General features: G+C 63.0%; 14 protein-coding genes and 2 riboswitches. Of the genes, 10 read left to right on the top strand and 4 right to left on the bottom strand.

The features are described 5' to 3' along the window. Window positions 1–75: 75 nt before the first annotated feature. Window positions 76–1,503, bottom strand: coding sequence for an undecaprenyl-phosphate glucose phosphotransferase (locus AC1D1Y_RS17765; protein ID WP_477683485.1), 1,428 nt, complete (start codon window positions 1,501–1,503; stop codon window positions 76–78). Next, window positions 1,496–2,281, bottom strand: coding sequence for an XrtB/PEP-CTERM-associated transcriptional regulator EpsA (gene epsA / locus AC1D1Y_RS17760; protein ID WP_477683484.1), 786 nt, complete (start codon window positions 2,279–2,281; stop codon window positions 1,496–1,498). The genes AC1D1Y_RS17765 and epsA overlap by 8 nt, the downstream gene beginning before the upstream one ends. Before the next feature lie 421 nt (window positions 2,282–2,702). On the opposite strand from epsA, the gene AC1D1Y_RS17755 reads away from it, so the two are divergent. The 3 genes from AC1D1Y_RS17755 (at window position 2,703) to AC1D1Y_RS17745 (ending at window position 6,438) form a co-directional block, all read left to right on the top strand. Then, the gene (locus AC1D1Y_RS17755) at window positions 2,703–3,701 is read left to right on the top strand and encodes an acyltransferase family protein (RefSeq protein ID WP_477683483.1); all 999 of its coding nucleotides are present in this window, start codon (window positions 2,703–2,705) and stop codon (window positions 3,699–3,701) included. Between the two features lie 127 nt (window positions 3,702–3,828). After that, a complete protein-coding gene (locus tag AC1D1Y_RS17750; RefSeq protein WP_477683482.1) occupies window positions 3,829–5,136 on the top strand; it encodes a TAXI family TRAP transporter solute-binding subunit in 1,308 nt (435 codons plus the stop codon). Between the two features lie 3 nt (window positions 5,137–5,139). Next, window positions 5,140–6,438 (top strand): TAXI family TRAP transporter solute-binding subunit, encoded by a 1,299-nt coding sequence (locus tag AC1D1Y_RS17745; RefSeq protein WP_477683481.1) that lies wholly within the window; start codon window positions 5,140–5,142, stop codon window positions 6,436–6,438. 71 nt (window positions 6,439–6,509) lie between these two features. On the opposite strand, the gene AC1D1Y_RS17740 is transcribed toward AC1D1Y_RS17745, so the two are convergent. Then, window positions 6,510–7,073: an exonuclease gene (locus AC1D1Y_RS17740; protein WP_477683480.1), complete on the bottom strand. Its 564-nt coding sequence runs from the start codon at window positions 7,071–7,073 to the stop codon at window positions 6,510–6,512. A gap of 114 nt (window positions 7,074–7,187) precedes the next feature. Beyond that, complete coding sequence (locus tag AC1D1Y_RS17735) at window positions 7,188–7,658, bottom strand: hypothetical protein (RefSeq protein ID WP_477683479.1); 471 nt, start codon at window positions 7,656–7,658, stop codon at window positions 7,188–7,190. Window positions 7,659–8,033: 375 nt separating this feature from the next. Here AC1D1Y_RS17735 and denD point away from each other — a divergent pair, with 375 nt between their 5' ends. The 7 genes from denD (at window position 8,034) to gcvH (ending at window position 14,924) form a co-directional block, all read left to right on the top strand. After that, window positions 8,034–9,059 (top strand): D-erythronate dehydrogenase, encoded by a 1,026-nt coding sequence (gene denD, locus AC1D1Y_RS17730; protein ID WP_477683478.1) that lies wholly within the window; start codon window positions 8,034–8,036, stop codon window positions 9,057–9,059. Window positions 9,060–9,125: 66 nt separating this feature from the next. Beyond that, on the top strand, window positions 9,126–10,097 hold the full coding sequence (locus AC1D1Y_RS17725) for a TRAP transporter substrate-binding protein (RefSeq protein WP_477683477.1): 972 nt from the start codon (window positions 9,126–9,128) through the stop codon (window positions 10,095–10,097). A 130-nt stretch (window positions 10,098–10,227) separates the two neighbouring features. Further along, window positions 10,228–10,722 carry a TRAP transporter small permease gene (locus tag AC1D1Y_RS17720; RefSeq protein ID WP_477654772.1) on the top strand — a complete coding sequence of 165 codons (495 nt, stop codon included), beginning with the start codon at window positions 10,228–10,230 and terminating at the stop codon, window positions 10,720–10,722. Then, entirely contained in the window at window positions 10,719–11,996 is a 1,278-nt protein-coding gene (locus tag AC1D1Y_RS17715; RefSeq protein ID WP_477683476.1) for a TRAP transporter large permease, read from the top strand. The genes AC1D1Y_RS17720 and AC1D1Y_RS17715 overlap by 4 nt, the downstream gene beginning before the upstream one ends. A 76-nt stretch (window positions 11,997–12,072) precedes the next feature. Next, the gene (locus AC1D1Y_RS17710; RefSeq protein WP_477683475.1) at window positions 12,073–12,642 is read left to right on the top strand and encodes a hypothetical protein; all 570 of its coding nucleotides are present in this window, start codon (window positions 12,073–12,075) and stop codon (window positions 12,640–12,642) included. 441 nt (window positions 12,643–13,083) lie between these two features. Next, window positions 13,084–13,197: riboswitch (glycine riboswitch) on the top strand. 21 nt (window positions 13,198–13,218) lie between these two features. Then, window positions 13,219–13,320, top strand: a riboswitch (glycine riboswitch). A gap of 38 nt (window positions 13,321–13,358) precedes the next feature. Continuing rightward, a complete protein-coding gene (gene gcvT / locus AC1D1Y_RS17705; protein WP_477683474.1) occupies window positions 13,359–14,519 on the top strand; it encodes a glycine cleavage system aminomethyltransferase GcvT in 1,161 nt (386 codons plus the stop codon). A gap of 39 nt (window positions 14,520–14,558) precedes the next feature. Then, a complete protein-coding gene (gene gcvH, locus AC1D1Y_RS17700) occupies window positions 14,559–14,924 on the top strand; it encodes a glycine cleavage system protein GcvH (protein WP_477678003.1) in 366 nt (121 codons plus the stop codon). Window positions 14,925–14,979: the final 55 nt, after the last annotated feature.

The following is a 14,979-nucleotide window of genomic DNA, read 5'->3' as shown; positions in this document are numbered from 1 at the left end:
TTGGTTATTCCGGTTTCAACAAACTTCAACGAACTCAACAAACTTCGGCGAACCCGAATCTCTCAACACTGAATCTCAATAAGCCGCGCCATCCTTGAAGACCAGGCGAATGGTTTTCAGGATGATGAAAAAATCGAGCTGCAGCGACCAGTTGCGCAGGTAGTCCAGGTCGCAGTCGATCCGCGACTGCATCTTGTCCAGCGTGTCGGTCTCGCCGCGCTGGCCGTTGACCTGGGCCCAGCCCGTGATGCCGGGCCTGACCTTGTGGCGCACCATGTAGCCCTTGATGAGCGAGCGGTACATCTCGTTGTGCGCCACGGCGTGCGGGCGCGGGCCGACGATGCTCATGCGTCCCTGCAGCACATTGATGAACTGCGGCAACTCGTCGAGCGAGGTCTTGCGCAGGATGGCGCCGAGGCGGGTGACCCGCATGTCGTTTTTGCTGGCCTGGCGTATCGCGGCGCCGTCCTCGGTGACGGCCATGGAGCGGAATTTGTAGACCAGGATCTGCTCGCCGTCCAGGCCGTAGCGGCGCTGCTTGAAGATGACCGGGCCCGGCGAGTCCAGCTTCACCAGCAGGGCGATGACCCCCATGATGGGAAAGATCAGCAGCAGGATCAGCAGCGACAGCACGATGTCGCTGGCCCGCTTGAGGAAGCCGTTGACACCGCGGAACGGCGTGTCGCACACCGAGATCACCGTGACGCCGCACACCGTGTCGCTGCGGCCCTGAATCAGGTCGGTGATGAACATGTCCGGCACGAAGTAGATCGAGGCGGTGGTGTCCTTGAGGCCGTCGAGCACCTGCAGGATGCGCGGCCGCGAAGCCATGGGCAGCGACAGGTAGATGAACTGGATGCGGTGCTGCTTGACGTAGGCCGGCAGGTCGTCGATCTTTCCGACCAGCCGGTGTTCGTCCTGGGCTTCCCGGCGCTCCTCGCCGCGGTCGTCGAAAAAGCCCTTCAGTTCAATGCCCGAGTAGGCCGAGCCGGCGATGTGCCTGGCCAGCGAAACACCCTGCTCGTTCATGCCGACGATCACCGCGCCGCGCGCCGGCCCTTGCAGCTTCAGCAGCTGCGGCGCCGCGGCCCTGAGCGCCAGGTGCGCGCCGGCCTGGGCCACGGGCGCGACCCACAGCCAGTGCATCAGCACGGTCATGGAAAATTTGTGGAAGTACTCCGTCACATAGCCGGTCAGCAGCAGCAGGCCGGCGATCCATATCCAGTGAAAGGCGATGGTCGAGAACACCTTCCACACCGGCAGGCGCAACTGGGAGCTGCCCGGAAACGTCAGCGAGAACACGATCACGGACAGGATCAGGTAGGCGGGCCGCACCGAGCCCTCAAAATAAAACGCCAGCGCCCACAGCGAGAACACCAGCACCAGCGGGTCCAGCCCGGCTTCGACGGCGGTGAACAGGTGGCTGCGCCCCAGGCCCATGGAGCGGGGCTCGCGCTGGTTGAGCCAGGCGGACGCGGATTGGAGCTGGTTGGCTTCAGCCATAGATACTGACCCTCGTCACTTTGGAAACCGCCTGCGCGCGGTTAAAGACATTGAGCTTCTGGAAGATGCGCTGCATGTGGTTCTTCACGGTGAAGCCGCTGATGTTCAGGATGGCGCCTATCTCGGAATTGGTTTTCCCCATGGCCACCCAGGCCATGATCTGCGTCTCGCGCTCGCTGAGGCCGCAGGCGTCCTCGGCTACGCCCCGCGCAGCCGGCGCAGGGCGGCGCTGCTGCGGCAGGGGCGCTAGCTGGCGCAGCACGGCGTCCATGCTGGGCATCAGCATGCGCATGGCCGTGCGTGCCGGTTCCATGGGAATTTGCTGGGCGCACATCAAGACATAAAGGCAGTCCTGTTGCGCCCGCTCATCCTGCAACCCATGAATCAGCACCGAGCGCATGCCGCGCAGGCTGTCGCTGAAAGAGCCCGGCAGGCTCGCCTGGCCCAGCAGGTATTCGAATTCACGGAAGTCCAGGCTGCAGGGCTGGCGACCGGCGGCCAGCCAACGTTCGTGGAACTTTCCCAGAAGAAAAGGTAGGCCGTCCGTGCCCGGGGCATAGGAGCGCGCGCCCGGCAAGCTGGACACCACGTCGTGCTGCACAGCGCCCTCCTGGAAATTCCCCCAGCCCGCCAGCAGGATGTCGTGGGGAAGGCACTGCTGCATGTCGCCCTGCAGCCAGGCCAGCAGTTCGGCATGCCGCGTGATGGCCGCGCTTTGCTCGACCAGCGCCGCATAACGCGCGGAATCTTCGCTTGAAAGCGGAGTCTGAAAATTCATATCTGGAGGTCACTTCCTGTATTTGTTCCACGAGCTCGCCTGTGTAAGGGGGCGCTACTGAACGGCTGATTGAGGATCGAACAAATCGCCGGGAGGCACCATGCGCCAAGCGAGACAGTTGATGTAGGAGACGAGCCCAGTTTAGGGTTTTCCCGATTGATTCATTTGACGAAAAGGTTGCGCATTCGTTGCAACAACGTAACAGCTGTTTGCTTGATGAGGGATGCCGCATAAAACGATACGGCTTGCAACAGTTTGCTTTTTTTCGGACCCGAAGTTGCCGCCTTGCTTGATTACGCTCTAGGCATTCCAACGCAGACATGCGCGCAGAGACACGCGCTCACACGACCCCGCGATCCGGGTGTCGGGATATTTTGCGCACCATCAAGAGAGGAACCCGCATCCGATGACCGGCCAGAAAATGAAACGCAGCCTTGAGGTGGATACGCTCAGAGGCATTGCCTGCGTCCTGCTGGTCCTGTTCCATGTGGTGGGAGACACCCCCACCACCGGATTGAGGATCCCCGAAGGGCACTGGCTGCAGATCTTCAATGAAGCGCTGGCCTACATCCGCATGCCGCTGTTCTCGTTTATCTCGGGCTACGTCTACGCCTTTCGTCCCTACCAGGGCCGCCCGCTCGGCTTTATCAAGGGCAAGGTGCGCAGGCTGCTGCTTCCGCTGGTCACGGTGGGAACCCTTTTTGCGGTCGTACAGGCGTTCACGCCGGGTGCCAACAACGCCGTCGACCGCTGGTGGCTGCTGCACATCGTGCCGGTGGGGCACTTCTGGTTTCTGGAGGCCTTGTTCATCGTCTTCCTGGTTGTCATCCTGCTGGAGCACCTGAAAGCGCTTGCCACGCCGGCCGGCTTCGCGCTGGTCTGGGCCTTGAGCGCGGTGCTGTTCGATTACTTCAGCCCGCCGAATTATTTTGCCGCCCAGGGCGCGGTCTACCTGCTGCCGTTTTTCCTCGCGGGCCTGGCCTGCAAGCGCTTCGAGATAGGCGGCCCCGCCGCGCGCGGCATCGCGGCGGCCGTCTTCATCTGCGCCGCCACCGCGGCCATGCTGCTTCCACAGTTCTCCGAACAGGGCACCTCCATACCCGCGCTCGGGCTCGGTGTTTGCAGCGCCTTTTTGTTGTTGCGCAGCGGATGGAGCTCTCCCCGTATGGCCTACGTCGGCTCCTATTCATTCGCGATCTACCTGCTGCATGTGTTCTTCACCGCGGCAAGCCGCATCCTTTTGAAGAAGATAGGTGTCACGGACACCTATGTGCTGATGATGGCCGGCCTGGCCGCAGGCCTTGCAGGCCCCATCGTCTCGGCGCTGCTCATCAGCCGGCATGCGAGCCTCAACCTCTGGCTGCTGGGCACGACCGGTTCCAGGTCCAAACCAAAAGAAACGAAAACAGCACCCGCTTGACACGCCTTTGATGGGCGCAATGAGGCGTCGGCGCTTCCGGCTTCATCCTTCGCGTTACTCCGCGTGAGGAAAGTAACAGCTTTGCGTTATAAAGGTACAACCTTTTACAGGACTCTTCCCTGTGCGCATGGCGAAGTTATACCAACGCAAATGGCTGTGGATCCGGTTTCCGATCGTCCTCGCAGCCGCCGCCACGGCCACCGGTTTGTGGATGTTCGCCTACCCCATGCCGCCCGACCGGCTGAGCATCAGCACCGCCGCCGCGGACGGCGCCTATTACCTTCACGCCCAGCGCTACGCCGAAAAATTCGCGGACCACGGCATCACGCTGGAGATCCAAACCTCGGCCGGTTCGCAGCAAAACCTTGAACGCCTTCGCCGCGCCGGCACACCCGTCGACCTGGCCTTGATGCAGGGCGGCTTCGGCTACCTGGGCACTTCGCTGGAAAGGCGCGACCGCAGCCGCGTCGAGACCCTTGTCAATGTGGACGTGGAGCCGGTGTGGATTTTCACGCGCGGCCGCGAGATCGATTCGCTCAACCAGTTGCAAGGCTTGCGCGTGGCCATAGGCCCCGAGGGCAGCGGGACCCGCAAGGTAGCGCTCAGGCTGCTGGAGCAGGCCAGGATAGAGGCCAGGGACCTGACGCTCTCGCCGCTAACCAGCAGCCCGGCCGTGCAGGCGCTGCGGCAGGGCGCGATCGACGTGGTCTTCCTGGTCGCCGCGCCTGAGTCCTTCGCCGTGCAGAACATGCTGAGCCTGCCGGGCATCCACCTGGCGAACATCCGCAAGTCCGCCGCCATCACCGAACGCAACCCCTACCTTGAGCCGCGCCTGCTGGCGCAAGGAACGCTGGACGCGCGGCTTCCCCCGCGCGACATCACGCTGCTGACCACTTCGGCCAGCCTGGTGGCGCGCGAGGGCCTGCACCCCGCCCTCAAGCGCCTGGCCATCGCGGTGGCCATGGACGTGCACGCCGGCGGCGGGCTGTTTCACCGCACCGGCGATTTCCCTTCGCTGCGGCGCATCGACTTTCCCACCGCACCGCAGGCGCGCGAGACCCTGACGCACGGCCTGCCCTGGCTGGAACGCGTGCTGCCCTTCTGGTGGGCGCAGGTCACCGAGCGCATCCTGCTGATCGTGCTGCCGCTGGCATTGCTGGCCCTGTGGCTGATGCGGCTGGTCCCGGCCTACCTGCGCTGGGTTCTGGAAAGCCGGGTCAACCGCTGGTATGGCGAGCTCAAGTTCATTGAGAACGACCTGGGCCAGGAATCGCTCTCGGGACTGGACCTGACACGTTTCCTGATCCGCCTGAACGGCATCGACAAGGCCATGATGGCTTTTGCCACGCCGCGCGACCTGATGGCGCGCTGCTACACGCTGCACCAGCACATCGAGTTCGTGCGCCAGCGGCTTTACCGGATGAGGGGGCGGTAAGCGATGAAGCTGCTGCTGCTTTACCGCCGGCGCTGGTGGCTGTTCTACGTACCCGTGCTGCTGTGCGCGGCGCTGGCCTTGTGGTGGTCCGCCACCCAATGGAAGGTGCTGCCGCCCGCCGAAGTGGTGATAAGTGCAGGCTCGCCGCAAGACGGTTATTCGATGCTGGCGCAGCGCTACGCCGAGCAGCTCGAGCGCACAGGCGTTCGCGCCGAGGTCGTGTATTCGGACACGCAGAAAGGCTCGCTGGACCGGCTGACGCGGACGAGTGAGACCACCAGCATAGGCTTTGCCCACGGCATCTACGCGAACGCCGACACCCCCGTGCAGGCGCTGGCCGTCGTTGGCCAGGAGCCGGTATGGATTTTTTCCACCACAGGCGGGCCCTCGTCGCTGGCGCAGGCCAGGGGCCKGCGCATCGCGGCGGGGCCGGCTTCGTCCTCGTCTTTCATCGCGGCCAAGCTGATGCTGGCGCACGCCGGCGTGCGGCCCGCGGACGTCCAGTTCGACAATGCCACCGGCGTAGCCGCCGCCAATGCGCTAATGGACGGCAAGGTCGACCTGGTGTTCCAGGCGGCCGGTGACGACTCGCAGGCCGTGCAGCTGCTGACACGCAGCAGCGGCATCCTGCTGCTGGGCGCCGAACACGCCGGCGCGCTGGCCGCCCAGAACCCGCGCCTGCAGCCGCTGCTGCTGCCGCAAGGCGCGATCGAGTTGCGCGGCGACATCCCGCCCAAAGATCTCACGCTGATGAGCCTGCAAACCCACCTGCTGGTGCGGCCCGACGTGCACCCGGCCCTGCAGCGCGCCCTGCTCGACGCCGCCGTCGAGATCCACGAGATACCCAACTTCCTGCAGCGCCACGGCCAGTTCCCGAGCTTTCGCGGCAGCGACTTCCCGCTGTCCCCCACGGCCCGCGCCTACAGCCTGGGCGCCCGCCCCTGGATGGAAACCCTGCTGCCCTACCGCACGGCGCAGTACGCGGAACTGGTGTTCTATGCCATCGGGCCCATCCTGGCCATCGCCCTGCTGATGCTGGCGTGGATTCCGAAGCTGTTCGACTGGCGCATCAGCTCGGCGCTGAACCATTTTTACGGCGACCTGAAGTTCCTGGAAAACGACATGGACGAAGTCGCCGCCGACAACCCGATGGCGCTGCGGCAGTTGCTGGAGCGGCTGGACAACATCGAGCGCCAGGTGGTGGCGCTGGACTTGCCCGATGAGTTTTCTGAACGTTGGTACACCTTGCGTGAACACCTGGCGGCCGCGCGCGACCGGCTGCTGAAGCTCAGGTCGCGGTAGGGTCTGCCACCGCCATGACCAAAGACACGTAGTTTTTAATCTGCGTAGATCTACATCCTCTCGGTGGAGGGTTACGCGCCGCTCTTCTCGTGATTGAACTTGAGCATGTTGCAGAAAAGCGCACCTTGTTCAATGGCATCATCCAGCGCAACATGGGTGTGAGGAAATGAGTCGAACCACTGCTTTGGCATATTGCGCTTGGTGCTCTCGCGGTATTCGGTCTTCAGCACCGCCATGGCATAGGATTTCATGTCAAGCGCAGAGTGGCTGAACGGACTTTCACCTACGAACCTGATGAGATACCAGTAGACAAACAGGAAGTCGAAACCTGCCGGATAGGCGACAAATACAGGTTTTCCTTTGAGGGATTTAATCCACTCGACATAGACTCGCATGGCGCTTTCCGGCTTCTGCAGATCCGCCCTGCATGCAGCCCATGCTTCCGGTTGCGTAGCCCACCATTCGGCTGTCTTTGGATGTGGATTCGCTCCGTCGAGTGTTTCCAGGTTTGCGGAGAAAGTCGAGACAAGCTTCTTGTCGGCGGTATATGCGGCAGAGCCAAAGCTCAACATGGAATGAGGCCCCGGAATTGGCCCGTCAGTCTCAACGTCGGTGCTGATGTAGATTTCGCTCATGTAGATCTGCCCGTAATAGATGATGTCTAAGGTTTGGAAAGAGGATGGCCGATAGCTGGCGAAGCCTGATGTCGACCGTTCCCTCGATGGACGGGTTAGACCTCGGTTGTGGCCTCACCAAATTTTCCACCATGGACGTTTTGGCGCGACCTCGGCTTGCGGCTCGGATGCTGGTGGTGTGGAGACTGCTCGATGGGCAAGTCGGCTGAGTAGCCGTTCGATCACTTGAACCACCTCGACAGCTTCGGCGACGGAAAGTTGGCACGGGTTTGCTCCAGCATATTTCACGGCCATTTCGGGTTGTTCGGGTGATAGTAGGACCGTGAGCAGCCCTGACTGCGTTTGCCACTGGTACTCCATCTCGGTCAATTCTCTGACGGAAGGCTCGTACTCGTGCGCTTGCGCGCTCTGTTGCCACAGAATTCTGGCGTGCTCCGTGAGGATGCTAGCCACCTCCGCTGCGTCGCGAGGCGTAAGCACACAGCTTTCAGACCCCTCGGGGTCAACCTCCAGCAGGACGCGCTCAGCACTTGCGGACATCCCGAGACGGCCCTGCTTGACCAACCATTGGTGAACTTGTGGCATCGAGTCTTTCCGAGGTCTAACGTAACGTATACCGCAAGGTCTGCGGCATAACCTGGCGCCTGCGGCATAAGCTGGTCACAAGGAGATCAGCCAAACGCTTGCTATTAAAAAACCTATTGTCCATTTTTGGGTTCGCTCAGCTCGACAAAAAGGAGGCAGGGCGATTCTAGGCAAGTAGCGTGGCCGCCGCCTCCTCAATATGAACGAGCGCAAACCAAACAACCAATTCCGTTGTGTTTGAGCATCGCCACCCATGACCGCAATCACGGGAGCCGGCTCTCTGTCTTCGTGGAAACAAGTCTTGGCCTAAACTGTGCGACACGCCAACATCAAGCGGCGGAGACCAAGAACAGTCATTGCGGAGACAAAACACACATGAATATCGTCATTACCGGCGGCGCCGGTTTCCTGGGCGCCAGGCTCGCCCGCCAGCTGCTTGAGCAAGGAAAACTTTCCCTTGCAGGCGGCGCGCCGCAAACCATACAGACCATCACACTGATCGACCGGGTCGCACCGCCCGCGGCGCTGGCGGCGGACCCACGGATTCGCTCCGTGGTCGGCGACCTCAACCAACTCCTCGAAACCAGCGATACGGCATCACAGGTGGTACACGCCGACGACGCGCTGGTGTTTCACCTGGCCGCCGCAGTCAGCGGCGAATGCGAAGCCGACTTCGACCTCGGCATGCGCAGCAACGTCGATGCCACGCGCGCGTTGCTGCAGGCCTGCCGCAAGCTGGGCAGCTCGCCCACCGTGGTGTTCGCCAGTTCGCTCGCGGTGTTCGGCAATTCGCCCGCGCAGCCCCTGCCGCCGGTGATCGACGACAGGACGCTGCCCACGCCGCAGAACAGCTACGGCATCCAGAAGTTCATCGGCGAGCAGATGGTGGCGGATTACGCGCGCAAGGGTTTCATACGCGGTCGCAACGTGCGGCTGATGACCGTCAGCGTGCGGCCCGGCAAGCCCAACGGCGCGGCCTCGAGCTTCCTGAGCGGCATGATCCGTGAGCCGCTGGCGGGCCAGCGCGCCACATGCCCGGTGCCGCGCGAAACGGCCGTGGCCTTGGCCTCGCCGGCGCGAACGATTGAAGGACTGGTACGCGCGGCGGAGGCCAGCGATACCGAATGGGGTGCGCGCACGGCGATCAACCTGCCGGCGCTGAAGACCACGGTGGGCGAGATGGCCGCGGCGCTGGAGCGCGTGGCCGGCAAGGAGGCCGCCGGCCTCATCGACTGGACGCCGGACCCTGCCATCGCCAACATCGTGGCCAACTGGCCGGCGGTCATAGACGCGGCCCGGGCCCGGGGCCTGGGACTGCTGCCCGATCCCGATTTCGACAGCATTATTGCGGCTTACTTAAGCGAAAACCCGCGCACCACGCCCCCAGCAGCGACGCAATAATAGGTGTGCATACGGCCGCATGCCGTAGTCGCGGATTTTCTGAACAACGATTATTTTGGAGACACCATGAAAATTTCAAAACTGCTGGTCGGCATGGCTTTGGGCCTGGGTTTCATCGCGACGGCAAGCGCGCAGACCACCATGCGGATCAGCATTTCCACGGCGCAGAATTCACACCAGGGCGTTGCCATCGACACTTTTGCCAAGGAAGTCGAAAAACGCACGGCCGGCCGCTACAAGGTCCAGACCTTTTACAACGGCGCGCTGGGCGGCGAACGCGAATCCATTGAGGCCGTGCAGCTGGGCACCCAGGAACTGGCCTTCTCGTCCACCGGCCCGATACCCAACTTCGTGCCCGAGACCAAAATCCTCGATGTGCCCTTTCTGTTTCGCGACAAGGCGCATGCGCGCGCGGTGCTCGACGGCCCCATCGGCCAGGACCTGCTGACCAAGTTCGACGCCAAAGGCTTCAAGGCGCTGGCCTGGGCCGAAAACGGCTTTCGCCACATGACCAACAGCAAGCGCGACGTGAAACTGCCTGAAGACCTCAAGGGCCTGAAGATGCGCACCATGGAAAACCCGGTGCACATCGCGGCCTACAAGGGCCTGGGCATCATCACCACGCCGATGGCGTTTCCTGAGGTGTTCACCGCGCTGCAGCAGGGCACGGTCGACGGCCAGGAGAACCCGCTGTCGGTGATCATGTCCGCCAAGTTCGACCAGGTGCAAAAACACCTGTCGCTGACCGGCCACGTTTATTCGCCCTGTATTTTTGTGATGAACAAGGCGGCCTTCGACAAGCTCAGCGCCGCCGACAAGACGGCCTTCGTCGATGCGGCCAAGGAGGCCACCAAGGTCAACCGCGCGCGCGTCGATCAGGACGATGCCAACGGCGTGGCCGAGCTGCGCGCCAAGGGCATGACCGTGATCGAGAACGTCGACAAGTCCAAATTCGTGGCCATGCTGGCACCCGTCAATGCCGATTTCGAGAAGCAGTTCGGCAAGGCAAACATCGACGCGATCCGGAACTACAAGTAAGTGCAAGGCACGCGGGCCACCGGCTTCACTGCCCGGCCTGCGCACTTTTTTTTCACCGAACGCGCCCGCAGACATCGCACTGGCGGGCGCTTTCCATGCACCGGCTCCCCTCTCTTCTCCATCGCATCGCATGAAACAAGCCTTCCTCACATTTGAACGCTGGACCACCGGCTTCTCCATGCTGGTGGCCTGCCTAATGCTGGTCATCGCCTCGGCGCTCGGCATGTTCCAGATCGTCACCCGCTTCGTCCTGGAGCAGCCCGCCGAGTGGAGCGAAATCCTGATCCGCCTGAGCCTGATCTGGATGGTGTTCATGGGCATCCCCATGGCCTTCCGGCAGGGCGCCATGGTCAGCGTGGACGTGCTTTACCGCTGGAGCCCGCCACGCATCCGGCGCGTACTGGACTGGTTTGTCTGCCTGGCCGCCCTGGCGCTGGTCGCCGTCATCGTCTGGTGGGGCTGGGACTATTCGCTGCGCGGCCGCGTGCAGTCCATGGCGGGCCTGGAATCGGTCTCGATGTTCTGGGGTTATGTGGCCATGCCGGTGGGCGGCATGTTCTGCGTGATCGGCATCATCGGCAACCTGCTGGATCCGCAGCGTAACGAACTGGAGACGGCGCAATGACTGCAGTGATGATCTCCACCATGGTGCTGTGCTTTGCGCTCACCGTCTCCGTGGCGGTGTCCATCGGCCTGGCCTCCATCTTCGGCATCCAGGCGTCCAACGCCAACATGCTGATCTCCGTCAAGGAGATGTTCTCCTCGATCAACAAATTCCCGCTGGCCGCGATCCCCTTCTTCATCCTGGCCGGTAACCTGATGGAAACCGGCGGCATCTCGCGCCGGCTGGTCGAGTTCGCTAAAAGCATCGTGGGCGGCGTCCAGGGCGGCCTGCCCATGACCTGCGTGCTGACCTGCATGATTTTCGCGGCCGTCTCCGGCTCGTCCGTGGCCACCACCTTCGCCATAGGCGCCATCCTGATCCCCGCGCTCATCAAGCACGGCTACCCCACGGCCTACGCCGCGGCCCTGCAGGCCACCAGCGCGGAGCTGGGCGTGATCATTCCGCCGTCGATCCCCATGATCCTCTACGGCGTGAGCGCCGAAGTCTCCATCGGCGAGCTTTTCATCGCCGGCTTCGGCCCCGGACTGCTGATAGGCTTCGCGCTGATGCTGTTTGTGCACCTGTACTGCCGCTGGAAGGGCTGGGGCAAACAGGATGGCGACGGCCGCCTGAGTTTCGGCAAGGCGACCTGGCAGGCCGGCTGGGCGCTACTGATGCCGGTGATCATCCTGGGCGGCATTTACGGTGGGATTTTCACGCCGACCGAAGCCTCGGCGGTGGCGGTGTTTTATGCGCTGGTCGTCGGCATCGTGATCTACCGCGAGATCAAGCTGGCGGACCTGTATGTCATCCTGCGCAAGTCGGTAATTTCCAGCGCCGTGATCATGTTCATCATCGCCAACGCTGGCTTGTTCGCCTTCCTGATCACCCGGGCCGGCGTGCCGGACGCCATAGGCCACTGGCTGCAGGAAGTGCTGAAGTCGCCCGCCCTCTTCCTGCTGGGCGTCAACGCGGCGCTGTTCATCATCGGCATGTTCATCGAGACCAGCGCCGCCATCATCGTGCTGGCGCCCATCCTGGCGCCGGTGGCGGTGCACTTCGGCATAGACCCGGTGCACTTCGGCCTGGTGATGGTGGTCAACCTCGCGCTCGGCATGATCACGCCGCCTTTCGGCGTGAACCTGTTCGCGGCCTGCACCGTCGCCAGGATATCGCTGGACCGCATCGTGACCCACCTGCTGCCTTTTGTAGCGGTCATATTGGTTTGCCTGATGGTGATCACTTACGTACCGCAACTCTCGCTGGGGCTGCGCGACCTGGTCTACGCCAAATAGCTTTTTTTCAGGCGGGGTTTCACGCCTTTGTCATCTATGGAGGTAATGCTCAGGCTTTCATTTCAGGATGAAATCCATGCAGCTCCACAAAACCGACCGTGCCCGCGCCGAGCTCAAGCCCGGCGTGAGAACGCTAGGCCAGCGCGAGCGCACCCTGCTGCTGATGGCCGACGGCAGCAAGTCAGCCCAGGACTTCCGCCCGCTGTTCGACGGCGACGGCGAGGCCATCGCCCTGCGGCTGTTGCGCGAAGGCTTTCTGGAGGCCCATCCGGGCAAAACGTCCGCCCCCACACCGGCCTCTGCCCCCCTACCCAAACCCACGCCAGCGCAGCTACAGAACTTCCCGAGCCCCGAAACCACGCAGGCCATCCAGGTCTCGGCCGACCAGTTTGAAGGCAAACGCTCGCTGGCCACGACGCGCATGTTTCTTTTTGATATCTGCGAACGCATGTTCGCCCGGCGCGACCCGGTGATGGCCGAGCGCTTTCGCGAAGCGCTGCGCAACGCCAAGGACCGCGACAGCATGCTGGCCGCCTCGCGCGAAATGATCGAAGAAATCGAAAAAATCGCGGGCCACGAGCGTGCCGACTCCATCAGCGAGCGCATCGCCATGCTGCTGCCGCAGCACATAGACATCGTGGCGTAGCGACCTGAGAGCCGCGACCAAACCCCTGAGGTTTTACCCCCTCTCCCCCTGGGGAGAGGGTTGGAGTGAGGGCCGGCGGCGGCAAATACCCAAAGCTTTCATGCGTAAGCCGCGGCCCTGTCTTGCAGACCGCAACCCAGTCAGAGCCTGGGCTTCTTCGCGCTGTCCGGATGCGCGCAGGCGCATCCAGAGCCGCAGCGCTCAGCCCCTGCCCTCTCCCAGGGGGAGAGGGAGTAAGAAAGAAGCGGCGCGCTGCAGTCGTGTCTTTTGGTTTTGCTCCTTCCCCCGCKGGGGGAAGGCAGGGATGGGGGCTGTCGGCGCTTGATATTTCGCTGCGCATGTTTGAAGGCCGCAGCCCTCACCCCGCCCTCTCCCAGAGGGAGAGGGTGCAAGACTTGGCCAGCATCGCCGGGAGGGTCTTGTGGGCGGCCTAAGTTACACTCGGCGGGGTCAGGAGAGAGTTTTCCCAGCGAAAACCGCCGAAGGCGCACGTACACCCCGGGGCAACCCTTTTTGGTGCACTGAACGCTCAGGCAAAAGGACTGGCAACCGCCCTGCGGCGCACCACGCGGCAAGGCGTTCCCTACTGGAGAGAGGCCGTTTTCAAAGCGGCCCACCGAAGGAGCAAATCCGCATCGCCGGGTGAATCTCTCAGGTAAAGTGGACAGCAGGGGCACCCATGGATTTAGAACCTGTTTGCCCCTCTGGAGAATGCCTTGTCCGATTCGTCCACCTCTTCCGCCGCCCCTGAAACCCTGCTGAAAACGCCACTGCATGACCTGCACGTGGAACTCGGCGCGCGCATGGTGCCCTTCGCAGGCTATTCCATGCCGGTGCAATACCCCGCAGGGCTGATGGCCGAACACCTTCATACGCGCCAGGCCGCCGGCCTCTTCGACGTGTCCCACATGGGCCAGCTGCGCCTGGTGGGTTCCGACGCCGCGGCGGCGCTCGAATCGCTGATTCCGGTCGACGTGATCGACCTGCCGGCCGGCAAGCAGCGCTACGGCCTGCTGCTCAATGACGAAGGCGGCATCATCGACGACCTGATGTTTTTCAACCGCGATTACGCGAACGGCGGCGACCTCTTCGTCATCGTCAACGGCGCCTGCAAGGTGGGCGACATCGCGCACATCCAGGCAAAAATCGGCGCGCGCTGCCAGGTCATTCCCATGCCCGAGATGGCGCTGCTGGCACTGCAGGGCCCGCAGGCCGTCACCGCGCTACAGCGCCTGGCGCCCGGCGTCGAAAAGCTCGTGTTCATGACCGGCGGGCGCTTCAGCGTCGCCGGCTGTGACTGCTTCCTCACGCGCAGCGGCTACACCGGCGAAGACGGTTTTGAAATTTCCGTTCATGCGTCCCAGGCCGAAACGCTGGCGCGCGCGCTGCTGGCCCAGCCCGAGGTCAAGCCCATAGGCTTGGGCGCACGCAACTCGCTGCGCCTGGAAGCCGGCCTCTGCCTCTACGGCAACGACATCGACACGACGACCACGCCGGTCGAAGCCAGCCTCAACTGGGCCATGCAAAAAGTGCGGCGCACCGGTGGCGCGCGCGCCGGCGGATTCCCGGGCGCGGACAAAATCCTGGCACAACTGGCCGACCCCGCCGCGCTGGCCCGCAAGCGTGTGGGCCTGGTGGCGCTGGAGCGCGTGCCCGTGCGCGACCACACCGAGCTGCAATCCATCGACGGCACGGTGATCGGCGAAGTCACCAGCGGCCTGCTGGGCCCCACGATCAACCAACCGGTCGCCATGGGCTATGTGAAACCCGAATTCGCCGCCCTGGGCACGCGCGTCAACGCCATCGTGCGCGGCAAGCCCGTCCCCATGGAAGTCGCGGCCATGCCTTTTGTCCCCAACCGCTACTTCCGCGGCTGAACCCTGCCATCCCCACCCCCTTAACCCCTGGAGATTTTCATGACCGTCAAATACACCGAAGACCACGAATGGCTCAAGATTGAAGGCGACATCGCCACCGTCGGCATCACCGTGCATGCGCAGGACGCGCTGGGCGACGTGGTGTTTGTGGACCTCCCCGCCGTGGGCACGACCTTCGCGCAAAAGGAAACCGCCGGCGTCGTCGAGTCGGTCAAGGCCGCCGCCGACGTCTACATGCCTGTGAGCGGCGAAGTGACCGCCATCAATGAAGCCCTGAAGGACGACCCGTCCCTGGCCAACAGCGACCCCATGGGCGCCGGCTGGTTCTTCAAGATCAAGCTGTCCGACCCTTCGCAGCTCAACGCGCTGATGGACGAGACCCGCTACACGGCTTTCTCGGCCTGATTTTTTCCGCTCCTTTTTTCTGTTTTCTGACTCCTGGCTGCCAAGCCTGACACGG

The sequence above is a fragment of the Polaromonas sp. P1_G1 genome (genome assembly GCF_056405595.1).
This window is presented reverse-complemented; position numbering and strand designations above follow the sequence as displayed.

Coding starts and splice junctions, on each gene's coding strand:
- AC1D1Y_RS17735 (WP_477683479.1), bottom strand. CDS start 7,658: ATGCCACAAGTTCACCAATGGTTGGTCAAGCAGGGCCGTCTCGGGATG.
- gcvH (WP_477678003.1), top strand. CDS start 14,559: ATGACCGTCAAATACACCGAAGACCACGAATGGCTCAAGATTGAAGGC.
- AC1D1Y_RS17710 (WP_477683475.1), top strand. CDS start 12,073: ATGCAGCTCCACAAAACCGACCGTGCCCGCGCCGAGCTCAAGCCCGGC.
- AC1D1Y_RS17715 (WP_477683476.1), top strand. CDS start 10,719: ATGACTGCAGTGATGATCTCCACCATGGTGCTGTGCTTTGCGCTCACC.
- denD (WP_477683478.1), top strand. CDS start 8,034: ATGAATATCGTCATTACCGGCGGCGCCGGTTTCCTGGGCGCCAGGCTC.
- AC1D1Y_RS17750 (WP_477683482.1), top strand. CDS start 3,829: ATGGCGAAGTTATACCAACGCAAATGGCTGTGGATCCGGTTTCCGATC.
- AC1D1Y_RS17740 (WP_477683480.1), bottom strand. CDS start 7,073: ATGAGCGAAATCTACATCAGCACCGACGTTGAGACTGACGGGCCAATT.
- AC1D1Y_RS17755 (WP_477683483.1), top strand. CDS start 2,703: ATGAAACGCAGCCTTGAGGTGGATACGCTCAGAGGCATTGCCTGCGTC.
- epsA (WP_477683484.1), bottom strand. CDS start 2,281: ATGAATTTTCAGACTCCGCTTTCAAGCGAAGATTCCGCGCGTTATGCG.
- AC1D1Y_RS17725 (WP_477683477.1), top strand. CDS start 9,126: ATGAAAATTTCAAAACTGCTGGTCGGCATGGCTTTGGGCCTGGGTTTC.
- AC1D1Y_RS17720 (WP_477654772.1), top strand. CDS start 10,228: ATGAAACAAGCCTTCCTCACATTTGAACGCTGGACCACCGGCTTCTCC.
- AC1D1Y_RS17765 (WP_477683485.1), bottom strand. CDS start 1,503: ATGGCTGAAGCCAACCAGCTCCAATCCGCGTCCGCCTGGCTCAACCAG.